Here is a 24,564-nt window from a genome sequence, read left to right as displayed (position 1 = left end):
GTCGAGCGAGCGGACACGACCGTCCGCGACGGATCGTCGGCGGGCGTCAGGCGCGGATCAGGCGAAGGCCTCGATCGGCGGGCAGGCGCAGACGAGGTTGCGGTCGCCGTAGGCCTGGTCGACGCGGCGGACCGGCGGCCAGTACTTGCCGCGGACCAGCGAGCGGACAGGGTAGACGGCCTCCTCGCGGCTGTACGGGTGCGACCACTCGGCGTCGACGAGGCACTCCGCGGTGTGCGGGGCGCCCCGCAGCGGGTTGTCGTCCACCGGCCACTCCCCCGCGCCGACGCGGTCGGCCTCGGCCTTGATGCCGATCATCGCGTCGATGAAGCGGTCGATCTCGGCGAGGTCCTCGCTCTCGGTCGGCTCGACCATCAGCGTGCCCGCGACGGGGAAGCTCATCGTCGGCGCGTGGAAGCCGTAGTCGACGAGGCGCTTGGCGACGTCGTCCACCGTCACTCCGGTGGCCGCGGTGAGCGGGCGGATGTCGAGGATGCACTCGTGCGCGACGAGTCCGCTGCCGCCGGTGTAGAGGACCGGGTAGTGCTCGCGCAGGCGGGCGGCGACGTAGTTGGCCGAGAGGACAGCGGCGCCGGTGGCGGCGCGCAGTCCCTCCTCGCCCATCATCCGGGCGTAGGCCCAGGAGATCGGCAGGATGCCCGGGCTGCCGTACGGGGCCGCGGAGACGGGCGCGCCGCCGTGGACGACGGTCTCGCCGTGCTGGCCGACGGAGTGCTCGAGCCGCTGCGCGAGCGGGTGGCCCGGCAGGAACGGCGCGAGGTGCGCCTTCGCGGCGACCGGGCCGACGCCGGGGCCGCCGCCGCCGTGCGGGATGCAGAACGTCTTGTGCAGGTTGAGGTGCGAGACGTCGCCGCCGAAGTCGCCGAAGCGGGCGAAGCCGAGGAGCGCGTTGAGATTCGCGCCGTCGACGTAGACCTGGCCGCCGGCCTCGTGCACGAGCCGGCAGATCTCGGCGACCTCGTGCTCGTAGACGCCGTGGGTCGACGGGTAGGTGATCATCAGGGCGGCGAGGCCCTCGGCGTGCTCCGCGATCTTCGCGCGGAGGTCGTCGAGGTCGACGTTGCCGAGCTCGTCGCAGGCGACGACCACGACGCGCATCCCGGCGAGGACGGCGCTGGCCGCGTTCGTCCCGTGGGCGCTCGAGGGGATGAGGCAGACCGTGCGCGCCTCGTCGCCGCGCGAGCGGTGGTAGCCGCGGATGGCGAGGAGTCCGGCGAGCTCGCCCTGCGAGCCGGCGTTGGGCTGCAGGGAGACGGAGTCGTAGCCGGTGAGGTGCGCGAGCCAGCGCTCGAGCTGGTCGATCAGGGCGAGGGAGCCCTCGACGTCGGCCTCGGGGGCGAAGGGGTGCAGGCCGGCGAACTCGGGCCAGCTGACCGCCTCCATCTCGGCGGCGGCGTTGAGCTTCATCGTGCAGGAGCCCAACGGGATCATGCCGCGGTCCAGCGCGTAGTCGGCGTCGGCGAGGCGCTTGAGGTAGCGCATCATCGAGGTCTCGCTGCGGTGCGTGTTGAAGACGGGGTGCACCAGGAACGGCGTGGTCCGCTCCAGCGCGCCGGGGATGCTGCGCGCGGCGCCGGCGAGCACGCCGTGCCGGGCGTCGACGTCGCCGATCGCGACGGCGACCGCCACGACCTCCTCCGGGGTCACGGTCTCGTCGAGCGCGACCGCGACGGTGTCCGCGTCGACGAGGCGCAGGTCGAAGCCGGCCTCGCGGGCGCGGGCGACGGCCGCCTCCGCGCCCTGCGGGACGACGACCGCGACGGTGTCGAAGAAGTCGGCGTGCCGGAGCGCGTGCCCGCGGTCGAGCAGGAGGCGGGCCAGCAGCGCGGCACGGGAGTGCACCTGCTCGGCGATCCGGGCGAGGCCGTCCGGACCGTGGTAGACCGCGTACATCGCGGCCATCACGGCGAGCAGGACCTGCGCGGTGCAGATGTTCGAGGTCGCCTTCTCGCGGCGGATGTGCTGCTCGCGCGCCTGCAGTGAGAGCCGGTAGGCGGGATTGCCGGCCGCGTCCTGGCTGACGCCGACGAGGCGGCCGGGGAGCTGGCGCTCGAGGCCCTTGCGGACGGCGAGGTAGCCGGCGTGCGGTCCGCCGAAGCCCATCGGGACGCCGAAGCGCTGGGTGGTGCCCACGGCGACGTCGGCACCGAGCTCGCCCGGCGAGCGGACGAGGGTGAGCGCGAGGAGGTCGGCCGCGACGACCGCGAGACCGCCGTGCGCCTTGACCGCGCCGAGGACGGCGGACGGGTCCCACAGGTGGCCGGACGCACCGGGGTACTGGACGAGGGCGCCGAAGGACTCGGGCACGTCGTCCGCGTCGGTGCGCGAGAGCGGCAGCTCGACGATCCGGATGCCGACCGCCTCCGCCCGGCCGCGCAGCAGCGCGAGGGTCTGCGGCAGAGCGTCGGAGTCGACGACGAAGACGTCGGTCTTCGCCTTGGAGGCGCGGCGCGCCAGCAGCATCGCCTCGACGACGGCGGTGCCCTCGTCGAGCATCGAGGCGCCGGCGGTGTCGAGACCGGTGAGGTCGGCGACCATCGTCTGGAAGTTGATCAGCGCCTCGAGCCGGCCCTGGGAGATCTCCGGCTGGTACGGCGTGTAGGCCGTGTACCAGCTCGGGTTCTCGAGGACGTTGCGCTTGATCACGGCCGGGGTGAGCGTGCCGTGGTAGCCGAGGCCGATCAGCGGACGTCGCACGGTGTTGCGCGCGGCGAGGGCGCGCAGCTCGGCCAGTGCCTCGGCCTCGGTGGCCGGCGCGGGGAGCACCGGTGCGAGATCGCGGACGTGGATCGACTCGGGGACGGCGGCCTCGACCAGCGCGTCGACGGAGTCGTAGCCGAGGGCGGCGAGCATGGTGCGCTGGGCGTCGGCGTCGGTCCCGATGTGGCGGGACTCGAACTCTCCGGGCGTGCGGGCCGCCATCTACTCGCCCACCAGCTCGTCGTAGGCGGCGGCGTCGAGCAGGCCGTCGGGCAGGGCGTCGAAGCGCACCTTGATCAGCCAGCCGTCGCCGAAGGGGTCGGCGTTGACCAGCTCGGGGTTGTCGACCACCGCGGCGTTGGTCTCGAGGACCTCGCCGTCGACGGGGGCGAACAGCTCGCCGACCGACTTGGTCGACTCGATCTCGCCGACGACGCTGCCGCCCTCGACCCGGCTGCCCGCCTCGGGCAGCTCGACGAAGACGACGTCGCCGAGCTTGTCGGCGGCGTACGCGGTGATGCCGACGGTCGCGGTCTCACCCTCGACCAGGATCCACTCGTGGTCGGAGGTGTACTGGAGCTCGGTGGGAACGGCCATGGTCAGTTCTTCTTTCTGGAGTAGAAGGGGAGCTCGGTGACGGTCATCGGGAGCCGGCTGCCGCGGATGTCGACGGAGACGACGCTGCCGGGCTGCGCGGAGGCCGGCGCGACGTAGGCCATCGCGATCGGCACGCCGAGGGTGGGCGAGAGGACGCCGCTGGTGACGACGCCGATCACGTCGTCATCGGGGCCGTGGACGCTGTACTCGGCGCGGGCGGCGCGGCGGCCCTCGCCAATGAGGCCGACGAGCACAGGAGCGTCGCCGGAGGGGCCCTCCTCGCTGGCCGCGCGGCCGACGAAGTCGATCGGCTTGCCGAGGGCGACGACGCGGCCCAGGCCGGCCTGCGCGGGGAAGACGTCGCGGGAGAGCTCGTGGCCGTAGAGCGGCATGCCCGCCTCGAGGCGGAGGGTGTCGCGCGCGGCGAGCCCGGCGGGGACGAGGCCCGCGCCGGCGCCGGTCTCGGCGAGCGCCTCCCAGAGCTCCGGGGCGGTGTCGGGGGCGACGTAGATCTCGAAGCCGTCCTCGCCGGTGTAGCCGGTGCGGGCGATCAGGATCGGGTGCGCCTCGAAGCTGGCGGGGACGGCGCGGTAGTAGCGCAGCTCCTCGAGCAGGCGGGCGGCGTCGTCGGTGTCGAGCACCGACTCCTCGCCGCGGTCGACCTCGATCGCGAGGCCCTGCACGTTCTGCAGGATCTCCAGCGAGCGCGGGCCCTGGATCGCGATCAGGGCGACGTCGTCGCTCTCGTCGTAGAGCTCGCACTCGAACATCGCGGTGCGGTCGCGCAGCTGCTCGGCGACCACGTGGCGGTTGGCGGCGTTCGCGACGACCATGAAGCGGTCCTCGCCGGTGCGGTAGACGACGAGGTCGTCGATCACGCCGCCGGTGCGGTCGAGCAGGAGGGTGTACTTCGCGCGGCCGACGGTGACGGCGGAGAGGTCGCTCGCGAGCGCGTAGTCGAGGGCGTCCACCGCCTCCGGGCCGACGACGAGGATCTCGCCCATGTGGGAGAGGTCGAAGAGGCCGGCCGCGGTGCGGACGGCGTGGTGCTCGGCGAGGTCGCCGGAGTAGCGGACGGGCATCCACCAGCCGGCGAAGTCGGTGAAGGAGGCGCCGGCGGCCACGTGCACGTCGTGCAGCGGCGAACGGCGGGGCTCGGAGCTCGGCGCGGTGGCGTCGGGCGAGTCGATCTCGATGCCGCCGGTCTCGGGGGCGCCGGACTCGGGGGCGCCGGTACCGGCGGGGGTCTCTTCGACGGAGTTTTCTTCGGACATGTGGGAGTTCTCCATTTCGTCGCAGTGCTGCGCACGCGCCCGCACAGGTCGGTGATGCGTGGCACAGCAGTGCCGTGGGAACTCCCCCTCTGTCGTGGTGCCTGAGAGATTCACGCCGTCCCTCGCGGGGCGATCGCTTTCACCATCGGCGGATCCTCTGCGGATCGCTTTCCAGAGTGGCCAGTTCGACGCGGTACAAGACCTGAGAGATTGGCGGGGAGGCTTGCTCCTTCGGTGCCGACCGGAGTCGGCTCTCCCGCGTCGCGTATGCGGCCCGGTATTCGGTTGTCCGCTCACCCTAGCGGGCGGGTGCGCGTCCTGTCCCCCCGCCGCGAGATGCCACCTATGCACGCTTCTCACGGCGTGTCGCGTACGCAAGTGGCATCTCGCGGCGGGGAGGAAGGCGTGCACCGGGTTGGTGTTCGGGTCGGGGTGACACTAAGCTCGAGGGAGTCGTTAGGGTCAGGGTGACCTTTAGGGGGGTCTCGTGGAGGCAGCAGTGCCGCAGCTCGCGGTGTCCACCGTGATCTTCGCGCTGCGCCCGCATCCGGAGACCGGGGCCGCGGCCGTCTGGATTCCCGTCGTCCGCCGGCTCCGCGATCCGTATCAGGGGCTCTGGGCGCTGCCCGGCGGTCCGCTCCGGCCGGACGAGGACCTCGCCGAGGCGGCGCGCCGCACCCTGCGCGAGACGACGGGCCTCGCCCCGCGCTACCTCGAGCAGCTCTACGCCGTCGGCGGCACCGAGCGCTCCCGGAGCGAGCGACGCGTGGTCTCCATCGTCTACTGGGCGCTGGTGCGCACCTCCGAGGCCGACGCCGCGATCGTCGACGGGAACGTCGCCTGGCTCTGCACCGATCTGCTGCCCGAGCTGGCCTTCGATCACGGGCTGATCGTCGACTACGCCCTCTGGCGCCTGCGCAACAAGATGGAGTACTCCCGGATCGCGCAGGCCTTCCTCGGCGAGACCTTCACGCTCGCCCAGCTGCGCGAGGTGCACGAGGCCGTCCTGCAGAAGCCCCTCGACCCGGCGAACTTCCGCCGGACGATCGAGGCCTCCAAGACCGTGGTGCCGACCGAGCAGCGGCTGACGGGCACCCGTCACCGCCCGCCCCGGCTGTACCGCTACGACGGGTCCGTGGCACTCGTCGACAACGGGCCCCTGCCGGTCTAGCACCGGCCGCCGCCCCCGTCCGAACCGCACCATCGAGGAGACACCGTGACATCGGTCGACAGCACCATCCAGCTCATCGAGCGGGGAGCCGCCCCCGGCGCGACCTGCGCACCCGAGCTCGCCGAGGCGCCCTGGTCGTTCGACCTCGGCCTCCCGGCCTACGGCCCCGGCGCCTCGCAGGCGGACCCGATCCCGGCCGCGTCGCCCGTGCAGGGCCGGCTGCCCGACGAGTACACCGCGGCGAGCGCCGACGAGCTGCACCGCCGCATCCTCGCGGCGAAGGAGACGCTGGGCGAGCGCGTCGTCGTGCTCGGCCACTTCTACCAGCGCGACGAGGTGGTGCAGTACGCGGACTTCGTCGGCGACTCCTTCCAGCTCGCGAAGGCGGTGGCGAACCGGCCCGACGCCGAGGCGATCGTCTTCTGCGGCGTGCACTTCATGGCCGAGACCGCGGACATCCTCTCCCGGCCCGACCAGGCGGTCATCCTGCCGAACCTCGCCGCGGGCTGCTCGATGGCGGACATGGCCGACATCGACTCGGTCGAGGACGCCTGGGCCGAGCTGACCGAGCTCTACGGCACCGAGCCGGACGCCGACGGCCGGGTGCCGCTGATCCCGGTGACCTACATGAACTCCTCCGCGGCGCTCAAGGCGTTCTGCGGACGGAACGGCGGCGTGGTCTGCACCTCGTCGAACGCGACCACCGTGCTCGAGGACGCGTTCGCGCGCGGGCAGCGGGTCCTCTTCTTCCCGGACCAGCACCTCGGCCGCAACACCGCGAAGGCGATGGGCGTGCCGCTCGAGCGGATGCCGATGTGGAACCCGCGGAAGCCCGGCGGCGGCTCGGACGAGGCGACGCTGCTCGACGCGCAGGTCATCCTCTGGCACGGCTTCTGCTCGGTGCACAAGCGCTTCACCGTCGCGCAGATCGAGCGCGCACGCCTCCAGCACCCGGACGTCCGCGTGATCGTGCACCCGGAGTGCCCGATGGCGGTCGTCGACGCGGCGGACGAGTACGGCTCGACCGATTACATCGTCAAGGCGATCCAGGCCGCGCCGGCAGGCAGCACCTTCGCGATCGGCACCGAGATCAACCTCGTGCAGCGCCTCGCGGTGCAGTACCCGCAGCACACCATCTTCTGCCTCGACGACGTGGTCTGCCCGTGCTCGACGATGTACCGGATCCACCCGGGATACATCGCGTGGGTGCTGGAGGGGCTGGTCGCCGGGACGGTGCACAACCGGATCTCGGTCGACGAGTCGGTGCAGGACCAGGCGCGCGTGGCGCTCGAGCGGATGCTCGCCGCGGTGCCGCCGGCCGGGCCGGTGGCTCCTGCTCCTACGCCTGCTGCAGGGGTCTGACGTGGCCCGCGTCGTCGTGGTCGGCAGCGGGATCGCCGGCCTGGTCGTCGCCCTGCTGGTCTCGCGCCGGCACGAGGTCGTCCTCGTCACCAAGGGCGCGCTCGCGGAGTCGAGCACGCGTGCCGCGCAGGGTGGGATCGCCGCCGTCACCGCGGCGGGAGACTCCGTCGCTCTGCACGTCGAGGACACCCTGACCGCGGGCGCCGGGCTCTGCTCGCGCTCGGCCGTCGAGGTGCTCTGCGCCGAGGGTCCGGCGGCGGTCGCCGCGCTGCAGGCGTGGGGCGTCGGCTTCGACCGCGACGGCGACGACCTCGCCCGCGGGCTGGAGGGGGCGCACTCGCGGCCGCGGATCCTGCACGCCGGCGGCGACGCGACCGGCTCCGCGATCGAGGAGGCGCTCGTCGCCGCGGTGTGCGCCGCCGCCGTCACGGTGCTCGAGGAGACGGTGCTGGTCGACCTGGTGCGCCCGGGCGCCGCCGTGACCGGCGTGGACGTGCTGCGGGACGGCCGGGTCGAGCGGATCGACGCCGACGCGGTCGTCCTCGCGACCGGCGGCGCCGGGCAGCTCTACCGGCACACCACGAACCCCGCGGTCGCGACCGGCGACGGGCTCGCCGCGGCGCTCCGGGCCGGTGCCCAGACGGCCGACCTGGAGTTCTACCAGTTCCACCCCACCTGGCTCGCGCTGGCCGGCGGGTTCCTGGTGTCGGAGGCGGTCCGCGGCGAGGGCGCGGTGCTGCGCGACGCCGCGGGCGTGCGCTTCCTCGTCGGCGTGCACCCGGACGCCGAGCTGGCGCCCCGCGACGTGGTGGCCCGCGCGATCGCCGACCGGATGCTGCTCCAGGGTGGGCTGCCGGTGCACCTCGATGCGCGCGCCGTTCCCGCGGACGTGCTCGCGCAGCGCTTCCCCACCATCTCGGCCGCCTGCCGCGCGGGCGGACTCTCGCTCGCCGACGACCTCATCCCCGTGACGCCGGCCGCGCACTACTGGATGGGCGGCGTCGCCACCGACCTCGACGGGCGGACCAGCCTCCCCGGGCTCTTCGCCGTGGGCGAGGTCGCCTGCACCGGCGTCCACGGCGCGAACCGGCTGGCGTCGAACAGCCTGCTCGAAGGCGTCGTGTTCGCGCGGCGGGTCGCGGCGGCGCTCGACGGACCGGTCGGTGCGCCGACGTCCGACGCGGTCGAGCCCTCCGCCCTCGTGCCGCTCGCGCTCGACCGCGCGCTCCTGCAGGAGACGCTCTGGACGGGCGCGGGACTCTCCCGCGACGCTGCCGGCCTCGAGACGGCACGGACCTCTCTCGCCGCCGCCGGCTCCCCCGTCGCGCTGTCCCGGGCGACCCTCGAAGACGCGAACCTCCGCGCCTGCGGCCTCGCCCTGATCGACGCCGCCCTGGCCCGCGCCGAGTCGCGCGGCGCCCACCACCGCACCGACCACCCCCACCCCTCGGCGAGCGCCTACCGCGTCGCCGGTACGAGAAAGGTCGCCGTCCCGTGCTGACCCGTCAGAGCATCGAGCGCATCGTCACCCTGGCCCTGGAGGAGGACGCCCCCTGGGGCGACCTCACCTCCGACACCCTGCTGCCCGCCGACGCGACCGCCTCGGCGGCACTCGTCGCCCGCGAGCCCGGCGTCTTCAGCGGCGGCGCGGTGCTGCTCGGCACGTTCCTGCAGGCCGACTCGCGGATCCGCGTGCAGGACGTCGCCGCGGACGGCACGGTCTTCGCGGCCGGCGACGTCCTCGCGCGGATCGACGGCCCCGCCGGCGGGGTGCTGCGCGGCGAGCGCGTGGCGCTCAACCTCGTGCAGCGGATGAGCGGCATCGCGACGCTGACCGCGCGCTACGTCGAGGCGGTGGCGGGCACCCGTGCGCGCATCGTCGACACCCGGAAGACCACTCCGGGCCTGCGCGCCCTCGAGCGGCACGCGGTGCGCAGCGGCGGCGGGCACAATCACCGCTTCTCGCTCTCGGACGCGATCCTCGCGAAGGACAACCACCTCGCGATCCTCGCCCAGCGCGGTCTCGACCTGACGGAGGCGCTGCTCGCGGCGCGCGCGGCCGTCTCGCACACGACGCACATCGAGGTCGAGGTCGACCGGCTCGAGCAGATCGGCGCGGCCCTGGCCGGCGGCGCCGACACGATCATGCTCGACAACTTCACCCCCGAGCAGCTGGCGCAGGGCGTCGTGCTGATCGGCGGCCGGGCCGTGGTCGAGGCGAGCGGCGGGGTGAACCTCGAGACGGTCCGCGCCATCGCCGAGGCCGGCGTCGACGTGATCTCGGTCGGGGCCCTCACGCACAGCGTCCGCTCGCTCGACCTCGGCCTCGACATCGCGATCGAGGCTCCGGCCGCGTGATCTACCTCGACCACGCGGCGACCTCGCCCGTGCGCCGCGAGGTGCTCGAGGCGATGTGGCCGTACCTCACTGGCGAGTACGGCAACCCGTCGAGCAGTCATGCGCTGGGCGCGTCGGCGGCGCGCGCGCTGGAGGAGGCGCGGCGGCACGTGGCGCGCTTCCTCGGCGGGCGCGGCTCGGAGGTCCTCTTCACCTCGGGCGGGACGGAGTCGATCAACACGGCGGTCAAGGGCATCGCGCTCGGCGGTCTCGCCGCGGGGCGAGGCCGGCACGTCGTGATCTCGGCGATCGAGCACGAGGCGACGGTGGAGTCGGCCGATCATCTGCGGCGGCTGCACGGCTTCGAGGTGTCGGTCGCGCCGGTGGACGGCGCGGGGCGGCTCGACTTGGCGGCGCTCGCCGCATTGCTGAGACCGGACACGGCGCTGGTCTCGGTGCTGGCGGCGAGCAACGAGATCGGCACGCTGCAGGACGTGCCGGCGATCGCGGCGCTCTGCCGGCCGCACCGGATCCCGCTGCACGTGGACGCGGTGCAGGCGGCGGGGTGGATCGACCTGGTCGGACTCGGCGCGGACGCGGTGTCGATCTCGGGGCACAAGCTCGGGGCGCCGAAGGGCGTGGGGGCACTGCTGCTGCGCAGTCGCGTGCCGTTCGAGCCGCTCGTGCACGGCGGCGGTCAGGAGCGGGCGCGGCGCTCGGGGACCGAGAACGTGGCGTTCGCGGTGGCCCTCGGGGCGGCGGTGCAGCTCGTGGATCCCGCGCGGGGCACCCGCGTCTCGGCGGTGCGCGACGCGTTCGCGGCGCGGGTGGCGGCGGAGGTGCCGCGGGCCGTGCCGCTCGGGGCGGCGGAGCACCGGCTCCCCTCGATCGCGTCGTTCGTCGTGCCGGGGCGCAGCGGCGAGTCGATCCTGCTCGCGCTGGAGGAGCGCGGCGTCGTGGTGTCCAGCGGCTCGGCCTGCGCGGCCGGCCGTGACGAGCCGTCGCCGACGCTGCTGGCGCTCGGGCTCGAACCGTCCGTCGCCCAGACGGCGGTGCGCTTCAGCTTCGGCGCGGAGTCGACGCCCGCGGACGCGGACGCGGCGGCGGACGCGTTCGCGGCGGTGCTCGCGCCGGCGTAGGGCGCGGCGCGAGTGCCCCCCTCCCTGCTGGTGAGGAGTGGAGCAGGCGCACCTCCTCCCTGCTGATCGAGTAGCGCGCGCAGCGGGCGTATCGAGATCCACCACCGTCAGGAGCAGGGCCCTCAGCGCTCACGTACCGACGGGGCAGGTCTCGTGACGCCACTGCGGGGCTGCTCGACCAGCATGTGAGTGCGGCCCGATCCACTGACCAGACGTCGCGCGCCGATGCCCTCGAGTTCTTGCGCCGGGAAGGCTCTGGCTGTCGATCGTGCCTAGGGTCCTCTACGGACCAGGACGACGACGATCCTGCAGAAGGACGAGCGGTCGGTGTGCAGATGGTGATTCGCGAGCCGACGCCGTCGCCCTCCCGGTCCGGCGCCAGGGCGGCGACCGTCCTCGCGGTCGTGACCGCCGTCCTCAGCGGCTGCGCACTCGGACTGCCGCCGATCGACGGATCCGCACCACCGTCGCCCGCTCCGAGCGCCGTCCCGAGCGTCGACGGACCCGGTCAGGCCGTGCCTCTCGATCTCGAGGCGTTCGACGCGATCAACAGCGCGACGGTCGCGTCGGTCGGCGACCCGAGCGGCGCGGATCTGACGCGGGCGCTGATCGCCGGTGGCGTGGACCGGGCCGGTCTCGAGGTCACGGCCGACATCACGACCGCCGGCAAGAGGGCCGATGCGGTCTTCGTCGCGGTGAGGGTCGGCGACTCCTGCCTCCTGGGTCAGTACCGGCACAAGGCCTCGGGCGAGGACGGCGACCCGAGGTACCTCGGGGCGGTCGTCGCACCGCTCGCCACCGGTCGGTGCCTGATCGGGGACCCGGTTCCCGTCGAGTGACGATCGCGCGGGCGTCATGCTGATCGAGTAGCCCGCAGAGCGGGCGTATCGAGATCCACCGACGGCAGACGAGACGACTGACGACCTGCCCTGCTGGGGACGGTGGGTCTCGATACGCCCCTTCGGGGCTACTCGACCAGCATGCAGTCGCGACATGCCCCTGCAGGGCACCTCGACCAGCATGCAGTCGCAGCAGGCCCCTGCGGGCTGCTCGACCAGCATGCAGTCGCGGCGGCGGTGCGCCGTCGCGCCACCACTCGCCTCGCGGCCGACACGCCGGATGCGCGACGGATGTCGGCCGATCGGGAATGTCGGAGGCGCCTGGCAGTGTTCTGAGTCTCGTACCGCCCATCGCATCGACGTCACCCTGGCGATGCGCCCCCTCACGACGATCCCCTTCACGACCGGAGACGCACCAGTGACCGAGCGCACCCTTCCCGAGACGCGGCCCGCCCCCGCGACCGACACGCCCTCGACGGCCCTCGATCCGCGCAGCCGCCTGGTGATCAGCCTCCTGCTGGTCTCGGCCTTCGTCGTCATCCTCAACGAGACGATCATGAGCGTGGCGCTGCCCGACCTCATGCGCGACTTCGGTGTCGAAGCTCACGTGGGCCAGTGGCTGTCCACGGCGTTCATGCTGACGATGGCGGTCGTCATCCCGATCACCGGCTACCTGATCCAGCGGCTGCACACCCGCACGCTCTTCGCCGCCGCGATGACCCTCTTCAGCCTCGGCACGCTCAGCGCCGCGCTCGCGCCGACCTTCGAGGTCCTGCTGGCGGCGCGCGTCGTGCAGGCCGGCGGCACGGCGATCATGATGCCGCTGCTGATGACCACCGTGATGACCCTCGTGCCGCCGGCGATCCGCGGCCGGATGATGGGCAACATCTCCATCGTCATCTCGGTCGCACCCGCCGTCGGGCCGACGATCTCGGGCGTCATCCTCAACTTCCTCAGCTGGCGCTGGATGTTCTGGATCGTGCTGCCGATCGCCGTCGGCGCCCTGATCCTGGGCCTCCGCAAGGTCGAGAACGTCACCGAGCCGCGCAAGATCCCGATCGACTCGCTCTCCGTCGTCCTCTCGGTCTTCGGCTTCGGCGGCCTGGTCTACGGCCTGAGCAGCCTCGGCGAGGGCGGCGAGGCGATCGTCGCTCCCTGGGTGCCCTTCGTCGTCGCAGGTGTCGCGCTCGCCGCCTTCATCGTCCGCCAGCTGCTGCTGCAGAAGACCGACCGCGCCCTGCTGGACCTCCGTACCTTCTCCTCGGGCAACTTCACCGTGGTCATCGTGATGATGGCGGTGAGCATGTCGGCGCTCTTCGGCACGCTGATCCTGCTCCCGCTCTACACGCAGAACGTGCTCGGCCTCACCCCGCTCGAGACCGGTCTGCTGCTGCTGCCGGGCGGGCTGCTGATGGGTCTGCTCGCGCCGTTCGTCGGCCGCGGCTACGACCGCTTCGGCCCGCGGGTGCTGCTGGTGCCCGGCTCGATCATCGTGGCCGGTGCGCTCTGGGGCTACACGACGCTCGACGAGAACTCGGTCTCCTGGTTCATCCTCTCCCTGCACGTGGTGCTGAGCCTCGGCCTCGCGCTGGTCTTCACTCCGCTGTTCACCGCGGGCCTCGGCTCGGTGCGCCCCGCGCTGTACTCGCACGGCAGCGCGATCATCGGCACGGTCCAGCAGCTCGGCGGCGCAGCCGGCACGGCGCTGTTCGTCACGGTTCTCTCGGTGCAGTCGGCCGCGCTCGCCCGCGAGGGCGTCGACGAGGTCGTCGCCACGGCGGGCGGCATCCACTCCGCGTTCGTCTGGGGAGCCTCGATCGCGACCGCCGCGATCGTCGCCGCCTTCTTCGTGAAGCGCCCCGCCGAGACGGACGGCCCGCGGCCGATGGTCGCGCACTAGGCCGACCGTCGGTGCTCCGCGTCCGCGCGGGGCACCGGCTGTTCACCTCCGCGACACCGGGTGCCCCTACCGTGGCGCCCCGGCCGATCCGCTCCCGGACGCGCGGCCGGAACGGAGAGCACTCGTGAGCACGGACGCGCATCCCCAGGACCTCCTCGACGCCGGCGCCCTCGCCCCGGCACCGCGGACCCTGATCGACGTGCTCCGCGACACCGCCGAGCGCCACCCCGACGCCTCCGCACTCGAGGATCCCGCCGGCGCCCTCAGCTACCGCGAGCTCCTCGCCCGCGTCGTCTCCGCCGCCGCCGAGCTGACCGCCGCCGGGGTGCGTCGCGGCGACCGGGTGGGCGTGCGGATGGCGAGCGGCTCTCGCGAGCTCTACCTCGCGATCCTCAGCATCCTGGCCGCCGGCGCCGCCTACGTCCCGGTCGACGCCGACGACCCCGAGGAGCGGGCGCGACTCGTCTTCGGCGAGGCCGCCGTCCGCGGTGTCATCACCGGCTCCGGACGCTTCGAGCGCGCCGACGCGGAGCCGGCGCGACTGTTCACCGGGTCGGCACCGCACCCCAGCACCGCCTCGATCCCGCTGCTGCAGCCGCCGATCCTCGAGGACGACGCCTGGATCATCTTCACCTCGGGCTCGACCGGCACACCGAAGGGCGTGGCCGTCAGCCACCGCTCGGCCGCGGCCTTCGTCGACGCCGAGGCGCGCGTCTTCCTCCAGGCCGAGCCCCTCGGGCCCGGCGACCGGGTGCTCGCGGGCCTCTCGGTCGCCTTCGACGCCTCCTGCGAGGAGATGTGGCTGGCCTGGCGGCACGGCGCCTGCCTCGTGCCTGCGCCGCGCTCGCTCGTGCGCAGCGGGATGGACCTCGGCCCCTGGCTGACGACGCACGGCATCACCGTCGTCTCGACCGTGCCCACCCTCGCCGCGCTCTGGCCCGCCGAGTCGCTCGAGAACGTCCGCCTGCTCATCTTCGGCGGCGAGGCCTGCCCGCCCGAGCTCGGCCAGCGCCTGGCCGTCGACGGCCGCGAGGTCTGGAACACCTACGGCCCCACCGAGGCGACCGTCGTCGCCTGCGCCGCTCCCCTCGGCGGGCCCGGCCCGGTGCGGATCGGCCTGCCGCTGGACGGCTGGCGGCTCGCCGTCGTCGATCCCGAGGGCCGCCGCGTCGGCGAGGGCGAGGTCGGCGAGCTGATCATCGGCGGCGTCGGCCTGGCCCGCTACCTCGACCCGGTGAAGGACGCCGAGAAGTACGCCCCCGCGCCGACGCTGGGCTGGGAGCGCGCCTACCGCTCCGGCGACCTCGTGCGCTTCGAGAGCGCCGGGCTGGTCTTCCAGGGCCGCGCCGACGACCAGGTCAAGCTCGGCGGCCGGCGGATCGAGCTCGGCGAGGTCGAGGCGGCGCTGCAGGGCCTGCCAGGAGTCTCCGGCGCCGCGGCCGCCGTCCGCACCACCGGCGCGGGGATCCAGGTGCTCGTCGGCTACCTCGCCCTCGCCGGCGGCCGTGAGCTCGACCGCGACGCGGCGCTGACGCGGCTGCGCGAGGAGCTGCCGGCCGCCCTGGTCCCGCTGCTCGCGGTGGTCGACGAGCTGCCGACGCGCGTGTCGGGCAAGGTCGACCGGGCCGCGCTGCCCTGGCCGCTGCCCGAGAGCACCGCGGCCGACCCCGGGCTCGACGCCGGGACCGCCTGGCTCGCCGGACTCTGGCGGGAGGTCCTCGGCGTCCCGGTCGATGAGAGGGCGAACTTCTTCGACCTCGGCGGCGGGTCGCTCGCCGCCGCCCAGCTCGTCGCCCGCATCCGCGAGCAGGACCCCGAGTTCACCGTCGCCGACGTCTACGCGCACCCTCGGCTCGCGGCGATGTCGGCCGAGATCGCGAGTCGCGCGACCGGCGCCGGCGAGGTCTCGAGTCACCGGATCGCCCCGGTCCCGCGCCGGATGCAGGTGCTGCAGACCCTCCTGGGCGCGCCGCTCCTGGTGCTGAGCGGCGCCCGCTGGACGACGGCCGTGCTCACGGTCTGCGCCCTGCTCGACCTGCTGCCCGGCTTCGGCTGGCTGCCCACCGTGCCGCTGCCCGGGCTCGTCGTCGCGTTCGCCCTCTTCTGCACTCCGTTCGGCCGGATGGGCCTCACCGTCCTCGCCGCCCGCGCACTGCTGCGCGGCGTGCGCGCCGGCGACCACCCGCGCGGCGGCGGGGTGCACCTGAGGCTGTGGCTCGCCGAGCGGATCGCCCACCAGCTCGGTGCCGTCAGCCTCGCCGGAGCACCCTGGGTCGCGCACTACGCCCGCGCGCTCGGCGCCCGGATCGCCGACGACGTCGACCTGCACTCGCTCCCGCCGCTCACCGGGATGCTGACTCTCGGCCGCGGCGCCGCCATCGAGCCGGAGGTGGACCTCTCCGGCTACTGGATCGACGGCGACGTCCTGCGGGTCGGCGCGGTCCGCGTCGGCGCCGGCAGCACGGTCGGCGCCCGCAGCACCCTCCTGCCCGGCACCCGCATCGGCAAGAACGCGCAGATCGAGCCCGGCTCCGCGGTCTTCGGCCGGGTGCCGGCCGGCCAGCGCTGGGGCGGCTCGCCCGCGCAGCGCCTCGGCAAGGCGAGCGCGGGCTTCCCCGCCGAGCGCCCGCCGCGTGCGACGCCGTGGGTCTGGGCCTACGCCGTCTCGGCAGTCGGCCTGGCCGCCGTGCCGGTCGTCTCCTTCGCGGCGGGACTCGGCGTCCTCGCCCTCGCCGTGCAGGGCGCAGCGGATCTCGCGGAGGCTCTCCCCCGCGCCGTCGCCGCCCTCGTCCCCGCGGTCGCCGTCACCGGCGTCGTGCTGGCGGGGCTGGTCGTCGTGCTCGTGCGCCTGCTCGGCCGCGGCGTCGAGGCCGGCACGCATCCTGTCCGCGGCCGGATCGGCTGGCAGGTCTGGTCCACGGAGCGCCTGCTCGACCACGCGCGCGCGCTCCTCTTCCCGCTCTACTCCGGCCTCTTCACGCCGGTCTGGCTGCGGCTGCTCGGCGCGAAGGTCGGCCGCGACGTCGAGGCCTCGACCGTGCTGCTGCTGCCCGCGATGACGACCATCCGCGACGGCGCCTTCCTCGCCGACGACACCCTCGTCGCCTCCTACGCCCTCGGCGGCGGCTGGATGCGGCTGGCCCGCGCGGAGATCGGCGAGCGCGCGTTCCTCGGCAACTCCGGAATGGCGGCGCCCGGCCACACGGTGCCGGCCGGCGGGCTGGTCGCGGTGCTCTCCTCCGCCCCGCGGAAGTCGAAGGCGGGCTCGTCCTGGCTGGGCTCGCCGCCGGTGCGGCTGCGGCGCACCGTGGTCGAGGCGGAGTCGGCGCGCACGTTCCGGCCGGCCGCGCGCCTTCGCGCCGCCCGGATCGTCTGGGAGCTGCTGCGCTTCGTGCCGGTCGTCGTCTCGATGGCGATCGGCCTCGGCGTCGTCGCGGCCCTGCTGGCGCTGATACCGGTGATCGGGGCACCGGCGACGGCGGTCGTCGGCGGCGTCGTCCTGCTCGCCGCCGGTGCGGTCGCCGCAGGTGTCTCGACCGCGGCGAAGTGGCTCCTGATCCAGCGCGTGCGCCGGAGCGAGCACCCGCTGTGGTCCTCCTTCGTCTGGCGCAGCGAGCTGGCCGACACCTTCACCGAAATGGTGGCGGCGCCGTGGTTCGCGCACGCCGCGGCCGGAACGCCCGCCCTCGTCTGGTGGCTGCGGAGCCTCGGCGCGCGGATCGGCCGCGGAGTCTGGTGCGACAGCTACTGGCTCCCGGAGGCCGATCTGGTCGATCTGGGCGACGGAGCGACCGTGAACCGGGGCTGCGTCGTGCAGACCCACCTGTTCCATGATCGAATCATGAGCATGGATCTCGTGAGTCTCGACGCCGGCGCGACCCTCGGCCCGCACAGCGTGATCCTCCCCGCCGCGACCATCGCCGCGCACGGCACGGTCGGCCCCGCCTCGCTCGTCATGCGCGGTGAGCTCGTGCCCGCGGGCAGCCGCTGGAGCGGCAACCCGATCGGCCCGTGGCGCGAGGTCCGTGTCGGCGACTACCACGCGCCCGTCGCGTGAGCGACGCGCAGACCGGACTGGAGACGGCGGGCGACCCATACCTCCCCGGCATCGGCAACACCGGCTACCGCGTCGAGTCCTACGATCTCGACCTGGACTACCGGGTCTCGAGCAACCGGCTCGCCGGCCGGGCGACCCTGCGGATCGTCGCGCTGCAGCCGCTGCGCCGGTTCTCGCTCGATCTCAGCCGCCTCCGGGCGACGCGGGTGCGGGTCGCCGGACGCAAGGCGCGCAGCGACCAGGCGGCGCACAAGCTCCGGATCACCCCCGCCGAGCCGCTCGAGGCCGGCGCGAGCGCCGTCGTCGAGATCGAGTACGGCGGGCACCCCGGACCGCGCGCCAGCCACTGGGGCGAGCTCGGCTGGGAGGAGCTGACCGACGGCGTGCTCGTCGCCTCGCAGCCCTCCGGCGCGTCGACCTGGTACCCCTGCAACGACGACGTCGCCGACAAGGCGACCTACCGGATGCGGGTGAGCGCGGAGGAGGGCTACTCCGTCCTCGCGAACGGCGTCCTGCTCGAGACGAGCGAGCGCTCGGGCCGCCGCACCTGGCTCTACGAGCAGCTCGAGCCGACCGCGAGCTACCTCGCGTCGGTGCAGATCGGCCGCTACGTGCTCGAGGACCGCCTGCTCTCCGGAGTGGCCGTCACGCTCGCGCGCCCGGCCGCGCTGGCCGCGCGCGTCGCCCGCGACTTCGCACCGCTCAGCGCCATGCTCGCGTTCTTCTCCCGGGTCTTCGGCCCGTACCCGTTCCGCCAGTACACCGTCGTGGTCACCGCGGACGAGCTGGAGATCCCGCTCGAGGCGCAGGGCATGGCCGTGTTCGGCGCGAACCACGTCGACGGCCGCGGTGGCTCGGAGCGCCTGATCGCCCACGAGCTCGCGCACCAGTGGTTCGGCAACAGCGTCGGCCTCGCCCGCTGGCGGCACATCTGGCTGAACGAGGGCTTCGCCTGCTACGCCGAGTGGCTGTGGTCGGAGGAGTCTGGCGGAATCAGCGCCGACGCCCAGGCCCGCCGGCACCACGCACTCCTGCGGTTCCAGCGCCAGGACCTCGTGCTGGGCGACCCGGGACCGGTGGACCTCTTCGACGACCGCGTCTACAAGCGGGGCGCGCTGACGCTGCACGCGCTGCGGCTCCGGCTCGGCGACGAGGCGTTCTTCCGGCTCCTGCGCACCTGGACCGCGCGGCACGCGTCCGCCACCGCGAGCGAGGACGACTTCCGTGCGCTCTGCACCGAGGTCGCCGGCGGCTCGGCGATCGCGGGCGGCACGGCGGCCTCGGCGGTCGAGTCGCTGCTCGACGCCTGGCTCGTCGACGTGCGGCTGCCGCCGCTACCGCCCGCCCGCTGAGACCAGCGAGTCCTCGAGCGCGTCGCCGTGCTCGCGGCGCCAGCCGATGATCGGACCGGCACCTCCGACGGAGTCGCCCAGCGCGACGCTGACCCGGAGCGACGGGTCGAGGTGCGGCTCGGCGAGCCGAAAGCGCGAGGTGTCGATGCGAGCCTCCGCGGTGAAGCGCGACTCGTGGATCCGGACGCGCCGTGGGTCGACGTCCAGCCCGCGGCCGTCGGCCTTCAGTGCGGCCTCTATGCGGGTCCAGTGCAGGATCGGATCGGCGGCGCGGTACCCGCCCGTCGCGAAGGGAGCGCCGGCGATCCGCGTGATCGCGACGCCGCGCTCGGGCGGACCCGCGACCGGCTCGACGTCGACCCCGACGACGCCTGCGCTGCTGGCCGCGACGACGACCGCGCCCGGGCAGTGCGCGATGCTGACGGAGAGGTGCTCGGCGCCCTCAATCCAGGGGCGCCCGTGCGGACCACCGCAGCGGGAGCAGCGGGCGGTGACCCGGACCATCGAGGCGGACAGCCCCAGGAGCTCGCCCGCGAGCATGCGCAGCAGGACGCGGCCGAAGACGAAGCGCTCCGCCACCGCCGCCGACCCCGTCGCGCGGTAGCGCTCCCGCTCCGCCGTGCCGAGCAGCGGCAGCAGCCGCTCGGCGTCGAGGCGCTGCTCGTCGAGCGCGAGCCAGCGCAGGTGCACCCCCGGCAGGTCGCGCACGCCGTCGTCGTTCCTCATCCCGTCCCCCACGGTCGTGTCCCCCATGATCCCGTTCCCCCGGTCCGGCGCTACTCGGCGGCCCGCGCTGTCGCCGCGTGCTCGCCGCGCTCGTAGACGTCCGCCGCCGAGCCGACGATCAGGGGATCGGGTCCGAGCGGCGACACGACCTCGTCGTCCCGGCCGTCGTAGTCGTACAGGCTCAGCACGTAGCGCATCGCCTCGAGCCGGGCGCGCTTCTTGTCGTTGCTCTTGACGATGGTCCACGGCGCGTCGGCGGTGTCGGTCGCCGCCATCATCGCCTCCTTGGCCGCGGTGTAGTCGTCCCACTTGTCCAGCGAGGCGAGGTCCATCGGCGAGAGCTTCCACTGCCGCACCGGGTCGATCATCCGGATGGTGAACCGGGTGCGCTGCTCCTCGGCCGAGACCGAGAACCAGAGCTTGACCAGGTCGATGCCCTCGCCGACGAGCATGCTCTCGAACAGCGGCGTCTGCCGGACGAACTCGTCGTACTGATCCGGCGTGCAGAAGCCCATCACGCGCTCGACCCCCGCCCGGTTGTACCAGGAGCGGTCGAACAGCACGATCTCGCCCGCTGCGGGCAGGTGCGAGACGTACCGCTGGAAGTACCACTGCGTGCCCTCCCGCTCGGTCGGCTTCTCGAGCGCGACGACCCGGGCGCCGCGCGGGTTGAGGTGCTCGGTGAAGCGCTTGATGGTGCCGCCCTTGCCCGCGGCGTCGCGCCCCTCGAAGACGACGACCAAGCGCCGACCGTGCTTCTTGATCCAGTTCTGGAGCTTGAGCAGCTCGATCTGCAGCAGCCGCTTGCCGGCCTCGTACTCCTCGCGCGACATCCGCTCGTCGTAGGGGTAGCCCTCGCGCCAGGTGTCGATCTGCGTGCCGTCGCGGCGCAGCAGCACCGGATCGTCGTCGTCCTCGTCGAGCACGACGAGGTCGCGGGCGTCCTCGGGCGTGAGCGAGCGGAGCAGCTCGGGCGTCGGCACGAGGGCACCGTGGGGAGCGGCATCGGGAGCGGCACCGGGAGCGGCGTCGAGGACGGCGTCGGGGCTGAGGGAGCGATCGGAGACGGAGGGCACGGAGCGACGCTAGGGGCCCCGAGCGACGCCGGGGTGAACGGCGGGTGTCCGCCCTCTCGCGCCCGCGCGCAGCCGGACGTACCCTCGTCGCATGTGCCGGAACATCCACACGCTCCACAACTTCGAGCCCGCCGCCTCCGACGAGGAGGTGCACGCCGCCGCCCTCCAGTACGTCCGCAAGATCAGTGGCGCCACCCGCCCGTCGAAGGCGAATCAGGAGGCGTTCGACCGCGCCGTGGCGGAGATCGCCCACATCACGGGCCACCTCCTCGAGGACCTGGTGACCACCGCGCCGCCGAAGGACCGCGAGGTCGAGGCGGCGAAGGCCCGCGAGCGCTCGGCCCAGCGCTTCGCGACGGCCTGAGCCTCGACGCACGCGCCGACCGATCCGGGAGAGGCACGCGCTAGCCGATCAGGTAGACGAAGCCGCGACCCGACCGCGCGATCCGGGACGCGAACTCCACGGCGCGGTCCAGGTACTGCCCGAGCTGCTCCCCCTCGGGGTGCTGCGACAGGCCCTCCTCGAGCTCCTGCCGGAGCGCGAGGAGATCGTCGGCGATCTCGGGGACCTCGCCCGGGAGAACGGCGCGCGTCCACGGGTCCCAGCACATCCCCCGCAGCGAGACCCGGCCCTCCAGCATCCGGTGCGCCGGCCGCGGCGACTGCCCCGGCGAGCGCGGAGCGGTCAGCGCCTGCAGCCCGGACCACGCCCGGTCGAGGAACAGCATGTCGTCCTCCGGCACCGGCTGCGGCAGGTCGGCGGCCTCGATCGCGGCGCCGTGCGGCATCCCCCAGGCGCCCGCCAGTGCGGTCTCGCCGATCACACTCCGCGGGTCGGCGAGCGCGCGCTCGGTCAGATCGGCATCGAAGGCGTAAGCGTAATAACGGATTCCCATGCGTCGATGGTGGCGAGCGCCGCGCCCGCTCCGGCGCCGGATATCGACATCTGGGGAGGGCCGAGCGATCCCGCGGCTGTGGAGGGACGAGCGACCGCTTCTGCTCCCGGACTCGTCAGGCGTCGAAGGCCGCCGGCGGCAGGTCCGTCTCGCCGTCCTCGACGGCGCGGACAATGCGCGCCGCGACCGACTCCGGCGAGTGCCCCGCGCCGAAGCGCGGAGCCGTGCCCGCCAGCGGGTGCTGCGACAGCGCGGTCTCCGTGTGGCCGGGCCGCGCGTCGAGCAGGAGGACGCCCGCCTTCCGGTACTCCCGTGCCGATGCCCGGACGAACGAGTACAAGGCCGCCTTGGACGCGGAGTACGCCGCGAGACCGGCGGTCGGCGCCTCGGCGACCACCCCGCTGATCGTGACCGCGAAAGGCCGATTCCCGGAGGCGGACAGGGCGGCGAACGACGCCGTGAGCACACGGATCGGCGCCAGGGCGTTCACGTCGACGAGCTCCTCGAGCACCGCCGGATCGAGCTCGGCCGAGGGGCCGAAGGCGACGACGCCGGCCGCGACGACGACGCCGTCGAGGCGCCCGTGGCGGCGCAGGACCTCGTCCACCAGGCGCTGCGGGGCGTCCTCGCCGAGGAGATCGGCGACGAGCGGCGAGTCGCCGAGGTCGGCGGCGCGGCGCCCGGAGCGGACCACGGTCGCGCCGCGCTGCTCCAGCTCGTCCACGATCAGCCGCCCGAGCCCGCCGGAGGCACCGAGGACGAGGACGACGGAGTCTTCGAATCGAGTCATGTTCGAAGCGTAGACGGGGGGTCTGGCGCGAATCGCCTCTACCGGGACGCAAGGGCCGTCAATACGGTGGATCGCATGTCGCGACCGGACACCTGCGCCGTGCTCCACCGACTGGTGGAGGTCCTCGAGGACCCCGCGCCGATCAACCCGGGCCACGCCCGGCACGTGAGCGGACTGCTCGCCGGCGCCCTCGACTCCGCCCCGGTCCTCCGCGACTGCGCCGGCGCCCCGGCCCAGCTCGTCGCCTTCGCGACGGAGGACCCGGCGGACGAGAACCCGGCCCTCTGAGCGCACCGGCCGCCACCGCGTCACCCGGCACGTCGCCGCCTCGCCCCACTCCTCAGAAGTCGCGGTGGTCGAGCGCGAGAGCCGCGACTCCCGCGGACTCGGAGGCGTCTCTGCCTCTCGGCCTCGCTCCACTCCCCAAAAGTTGCGGTAGTCGGCTGCGACTACCGCGACTTCTGCGGAGTCGCGCCGCCGCCGCCGTCCGCCGCACGCCCCCTCGTAGACTCGACGGGCCGAGAGAACGGGGACCCGGTGGACGAGGAACGCGCCGCACCTGCGGGCTGGTACCGCGATGACGCCCACCCGGGGTCGATGCGCTGGTGGGACGGCACCGCCTGGACCGACGCCCGCCGCTCCGCGGAGGACTCGGCGCCCGGCGACCCGGACGAGCAGGAGAAGCGCAGGCTGCCGGACACCGCCCCCGAGCACGTCGAGTACCGCCTCCCCCACTCCGCCGGCACCCCCACGGTCGACGCCGTCGACGAGGCGGAGCGGATCGAGGAGATCGCCGCCGTCGTCGGCCGCCCGCTGCGCGTCGGCGAGATCTCCGACCAGATCCTCGACGTCGTCCTCGTGCCCGAGCCCGACCACCCCACCGGCACCCCCGCCGTCTCGGTCCGCGCCGGCGGACGCGTGATCGGCTACCTCCCCGACGCCTACCGCCGCGCCCCCGCGCTTCCCGGGCTCTCCCGCGTGGTCGCGAGTCGCGCCGCCCCCACCACCACCGCCCGGCTCCGCGCCGAGCGGACGGAGGCGGGACTGCGCGCCTCCGTCACGGTCGCGCTCGTCGCCCCCGAGCTGCTGATCCCGCTCAACGCTCCGCCCCAGGAGCGCTACTCGATCCTCCCCTGGGGCCGCGCCCTGCAGGTGCAGCGCGAGGACGAGCACTTCGTCCGTCTGGCCGGCGTGGTCCCCGAGGGCGGCCGCGGGCTCCTCCTCGTGACGCTCCACCCTGTCGGCGGCCTCGTGGAGATCCGCCTCGACGGCGACCGCGTGGGCGAGCTGACCACGGCGACGTCCGAGCAGTTCGCGCCCACCCTCCGCCACCTCGCCGGCCTCGGCCTCACCGCCGTCGCCTACTGCTCCTTCCAGGGCTCGCCGCTGAAGGCCGAGCTGACGCTGCAGGCCGCCCGCGCCGCCGAACTGCCCGCGGACTGGGTCGACGGCCGCCCGGCGACCCTCCCCCGCCTGGTCCCCGGCGCCACGGAAGCCCCGCCCGCCTACGTCGCGCCGCTGCGGCCGACCCCGCGCACCTCGGAGGCCGTGGCCCGGTCCACCCGCCGCACCGTCGCCTGGGTCGTCGTCGGCGTCTGCACGCTGGTCGGCCTCTCCAGCTGGATCATCGGCGACGTCCTGAACTGACCCGATCGGGACACGAGCTACTCGACGGCCCGCGTCCACGATTCGAGCAGGCCGGCCGTCTCCGCCACCTCGACGGAACCGGTGGCGACGCCGATGACGAGGTCGTACGCGTCGTCCTCTGGGGCGTCGAGTTCGAGTCCGTTGAGACCGAGGAAGACGACGACGGACATCCAGCCGAGCCGCTTGTTCCCGTCGACGAGCGGGTGGTTCCGCACGAGCGACTCGAGCAGTACCGCGGCCTTCTGAGGAATGTCCGGATACGCCTCCCGGCCGAAGAGTGAGGACTGCGGCCGATGGGCGGCCGAGTCGAGGAGTCCGAGATCGCGGACGTGCGGCACCCCGAGATCGTCGGCCAGCGCCAGCAGGTCCTCGAGTCGCAGGTACCGGACCCGTCGCGCGTCGCGCACCGATCTACTGAGCGAGACGATCGAGCAGAGCCGCGTACCGCTCCCGCCCACGGGCGGACAGCGCGGCGACGTCCTCGCGGTGCACACGTCGATCCGCTGCCTCGAGGATGGCGCGCACCGTCGCCTCCTGCTTGCTGATCCCCTGCGCCTCCGCGAGCGCGGTCAGCGCGGACTCCTGCTCGTCGGTCAGTCGAAGCGTCATGGCCATGCCGTCATGATACCGCCGTGATACCACGACGTGCAGTGGAACCAGGCCTGAGCAGGGCGCTGACG

21 protein-coding genes and 1 riboswitch are annotated in these 24,564 nt (G+C 73.8%); of the genes, 12 read left to right on the top strand and 9 right to left on the bottom strand.

The genetic code is table 11. The annotated features are described in order from the left end of the window. Positions 1–57 precede the first annotated feature (57 nt). The 3 genes from gcvP to gcvT are packed head-to-tail and all read right to left on the bottom strand — an operon-like array spanning position 58 to position 4,592. Positions 58–2,943, bottom strand: a complete 2,886-nt coding sequence (gcvP, locus tag EDF22_RS04860) for an aminomethyl-transferring glycine dehydrogenase (protein ID WP_123702807.1) — start codon at positions 2,941–2,943, stop codon at positions 58–60. Next, the gene (gene gcvH, locus EDF22_RS04855) at positions 2,944–3,318 is read right to left on the bottom strand and encodes a glycine cleavage system protein GcvH (RefSeq protein ID WP_123702805.1); all 375 of its coding nucleotides are present in this window, start codon (positions 3,316–3,318) and stop codon (positions 2,944–2,946) included. 2 nt (positions 3,319–3,320) lie between these two features. Further along, positions 3,321–4,592 carry a glycine cleavage system aminomethyltransferase GcvT gene (gene gcvT / locus EDF22_RS04850; RefSeq protein ID WP_123702803.1) on the bottom strand — a complete coding sequence of 424 codons (1,272 nt, stop codon included), beginning with the start codon at positions 4,590–4,592 and terminating at the stop codon, positions 3,321–3,323. 181 nt (positions 4,593–4,773) lie between these two features. Then, positions 4,774–4,861, bottom strand: a riboswitch (glycine riboswitch). Positions 4,862–5,079: 218 nt separating this feature from the next. Between gcvT and EDF22_RS04845 the strand changes: the two genes are divergently transcribed. The 9 genes from EDF22_RS04845 (at position 5,080) to EDF22_RS04805 (ending at position 18,749) form a co-directional block, all read left to right on the top strand. Then, positions 5,080–5,763, top strand: a complete 684-nt coding sequence (locus EDF22_RS04845; protein ID WP_123702801.1) for an NrtR DNA-binding winged helix domain-containing protein — start codon at positions 5,080–5,082, stop codon at positions 5,761–5,763. 45 nt (positions 5,764–5,808) lie between these two features. Then, complete coding sequence (gene nadA, locus EDF22_RS04840; RefSeq protein WP_123702799.1) at positions 5,809–7,125, top strand: quinolinate synthase NadA; 1,317 nt, start codon at positions 5,809–5,811, stop codon at positions 7,123–7,125. A gap of 1 nt (position 7,126) precedes the next feature. After that, a complete protein-coding gene (nadB, locus tag EDF22_RS04835) occupies positions 7,127–8,626 on the top strand; it encodes an L-aspartate oxidase (RefSeq protein ID WP_123702797.1) in 1,500 nt (499 codons plus the stop codon). Continuing rightward, positions 8,620–9,483, top strand: a complete 864-nt coding sequence (gene nadC, locus EDF22_RS04830; RefSeq protein WP_123702795.1) for a carboxylating nicotinate-nucleotide diphosphorylase — start codon at positions 8,620–8,622, stop codon at positions 9,481–9,483. The genes nadB and nadC overlap by 7 nt, the downstream gene beginning before the upstream one ends. Then, positions 9,480–10,601, top strand: a complete 1,122-nt coding sequence (locus EDF22_RS04825) for a cysteine desulfurase family protein (RefSeq protein WP_123702794.1) — start codon at positions 9,480–9,482, stop codon at positions 10,599–10,601. Before nadC ends, EDF22_RS04825 begins: the two co-directional genes overlap by 4 nt. 335 nt (positions 10,602–10,936) lie before the next feature. Beyond that, complete coding sequence (locus EDF22_RS04820) at positions 10,937–11,440, top strand: DUF6993 domain-containing protein (protein ID WP_148059110.1); 504 nt, start codon at positions 10,937–10,939, stop codon at positions 11,438–11,440. 373 nt (positions 11,441–11,813) lie between these two features. Next, positions 11,814–13,340: a DHA2 family efflux MFS transporter permease subunit gene (locus EDF22_RS04815; protein ID WP_123702791.1), complete on the top strand. Its 1,527-nt coding sequence runs from the start codon at positions 11,814–11,816 to the stop codon at positions 13,338–13,340. Positions 13,341–13,464: 124 nt separating this feature from the next. After that, positions 13,465–17,397, top strand: a complete 3,933-nt coding sequence (locus EDF22_RS04810) for a Pls/PosA family non-ribosomal peptide synthetase (protein WP_123702789.1) — start codon at positions 13,465–13,467, stop codon at positions 17,395–17,397. After that, entirely contained in the window at positions 17,394–18,749 is a 1,356-nt protein-coding gene (locus EDF22_RS04805; protein ID WP_260303291.1) for a M1 family metallopeptidase, read from the top strand. Before EDF22_RS04810 ends, EDF22_RS04805 begins: the two co-directional genes overlap by 4 nt. Here EDF22_RS04805 and EDF22_RS04800 read toward each other — a convergent pair. Then, on the bottom strand, positions 18,732–19,475 hold the full coding sequence (locus EDF22_RS04800; RefSeq protein ID WP_123702787.1) for a 4'-phosphopantetheinyl transferase superfamily protein: 744 nt from the start codon (positions 19,473–19,475) through the stop codon (positions 18,732–18,734). The two genes, EDF22_RS04805 and EDF22_RS04800, sit on opposite strands and share 18 nt — an antisense overlap. 50 nt (positions 19,476–19,525) lie before the next feature. Beyond that, entirely contained in the window at positions 19,526–20,551 is a 1,026-nt protein-coding gene (gene ppk2, locus EDF22_RS04795) for a polyphosphate kinase 2 (RefSeq protein ID WP_397460133.1), read from the bottom strand. A 91-nt stretch (positions 20,552–20,642) separates the two neighbouring features. Here ppk2 and EDF22_RS04790 point away from each other — a divergent pair, with 91 nt between their 5' ends. After that, on the top strand, positions 20,643–20,915 hold the full coding sequence (locus tag EDF22_RS04790) for a DUF2277 domain-containing protein (RefSeq protein WP_123702785.1): 273 nt from the start codon (positions 20,643–20,645) through the stop codon (positions 20,913–20,915). A 40-nt stretch (positions 20,916–20,955) separates the two neighbouring features. On the opposite strand, the gene EDF22_RS04785 is transcribed toward EDF22_RS04790, so the two are convergent. Both EDF22_RS04785 and EDF22_RS04780 read right to left on the bottom strand, forming a co-directional pair. Next, on the bottom strand, positions 20,956–21,447 hold the full coding sequence (locus tag EDF22_RS04785) for a DUF1877 domain-containing protein (RefSeq protein ID WP_123702783.1): 492 nt from the start codon (positions 21,445–21,447) through the stop codon (positions 20,956–20,958). 115 nt (positions 21,448–21,562) lie between these two features. Continuing rightward, positions 21,563–22,237 carry an SDR family oxidoreductase gene (locus tag EDF22_RS04780; RefSeq protein ID WP_123702781.1) on the bottom strand — a complete coding sequence of 225 codons (675 nt, stop codon included), beginning with the start codon at positions 22,235–22,237 and terminating at the stop codon, positions 21,563–21,565. A gap of 75 nt (positions 22,238–22,312) precedes the next feature. On the opposite strand from EDF22_RS04780, the gene EDF22_RS20725 reads away from it, so the two are divergent. Together EDF22_RS20725 and EDF22_RS21055 are read left to right on the top strand one after the other, a co-directional pair. Then, positions 22,313–22,525, top strand: a complete 213-nt coding sequence (locus EDF22_RS20725) for a hypothetical protein (protein WP_123731979.1) — start codon at positions 22,313–22,315, stop codon at positions 22,523–22,525. A 249-nt stretch (positions 22,526–22,774) separates the two neighbouring features. Beyond that, the gene (locus EDF22_RS21055; protein ID WP_221180886.1) at positions 22,775–23,884 is read left to right on the top strand and encodes a DUF2510 domain-containing protein; all 1,110 of its coding nucleotides are present in this window, start codon (positions 22,775–22,777) and stop codon (positions 23,882–23,884) included. A gap of 17 nt (positions 23,885–23,901) precedes the next feature. On the opposite strand, the gene EDF22_RS04770 is transcribed toward EDF22_RS21055, so the two are convergent. Both EDF22_RS04770 and EDF22_RS04765 read right to left on the bottom strand, forming a co-directional pair. Beyond that, on the bottom strand, positions 23,902–24,291 hold the full coding sequence (locus tag EDF22_RS04770; protein WP_123702779.1) for a type II toxin-antitoxin system death-on-curing family toxin: 390 nt from the start codon (positions 24,289–24,291) through the stop codon (positions 23,902–23,904). Between the two features lie 4 nt (positions 24,292–24,295). Beyond that, positions 24,296–24,499, bottom strand: a complete 204-nt coding sequence (locus EDF22_RS04765; RefSeq protein ID WP_123702777.1) for a CopG family transcriptional regulator — start codon at positions 24,497–24,499, stop codon at positions 24,296–24,298. Between the last annotated feature and the right edge of the window lie 65 nt (positions 24,500–24,564).

The sequence above is a fragment of the Rathayibacter sp. PhB127 genome (genome assembly GCF_003751665.1).
Taxonomy (GTDB): Bacteria; Actinomycetota; Actinomycetes; order Actinomycetales; family Microbacteriaceae; genus Rathayibacter; species Rathayibacter festucae.
This window is presented reverse-complemented; position numbering and strand designations above follow the sequence as displayed.

Coding starts and splice junctions, on each gene's coding strand:
- gcvP (WP_123702807.1), bottom strand. CDS start 2,943: ATGGCGGCCCGCACGCCCGGAGAGTTCGAGTCCCGCCACATCGGGACC.
- gcvH (WP_123702805.1), bottom strand. CDS start 3,318: ATGGCCGTTCCCACCGAGCTCCAGTACACCTCCGACCACGAGTGGATC.
- gcvT (WP_123702803.1), bottom strand. CDS start 4,592: ATGTCCGAAGAAAACTCCGTCGAAGAGACCCCCGCCGGTACCGGCGCC.
- EDF22_RS04820 (WP_148059110.1), top strand. CDS start 10,937: ATGGTGATTCGCGAGCCGACGCCGTCGCCCTCCCGGTCCGGCGCCAGG.
- EDF22_RS04815 (WP_123702791.1), top strand. CDS start 11,814: ATGCGCCCCCTCACGACGATCCCCTTCACGACCGGAGACGCACCAGTG.
- EDF22_RS04800 (WP_123702787.1), bottom strand. CDS start 19,475: ATGAGGAACGACGACGGCGTGCGCGACCTGCCGGGGGTGCACCTGCGC.
- EDF22_RS04790 (WP_123702785.1), top strand. CDS start 20,643: ATGTGCCGGAACATCCACACGCTCCACAACTTCGAGCCCGCCGCCTCC.
- EDF22_RS04785 (WP_123702783.1), bottom strand. CDS start 21,447: ATGGGAATCCGTTATTACGCTTACGCCTTCGATGCCGATCTGACCGAG.
- EDF22_RS04780 (WP_123702781.1), bottom strand. CDS start 22,237: ATGACTCGATTCGAAGACTCCGTCGTCCTCGTCCTCGGTGCCTCCGGC.
- EDF22_RS20725 (WP_123731979.1), top strand. CDS start 22,313: ATGTCGCGACCGGACACCTGCGCCGTGCTCCACCGACTGGTGGAGGTC.
- EDF22_RS04765 (WP_123702777.1), bottom strand. CDS start 24,499: ATGGCCATGACGCTTCGACTGACCGACGAGCAGGAGTCCGCGCTGACC.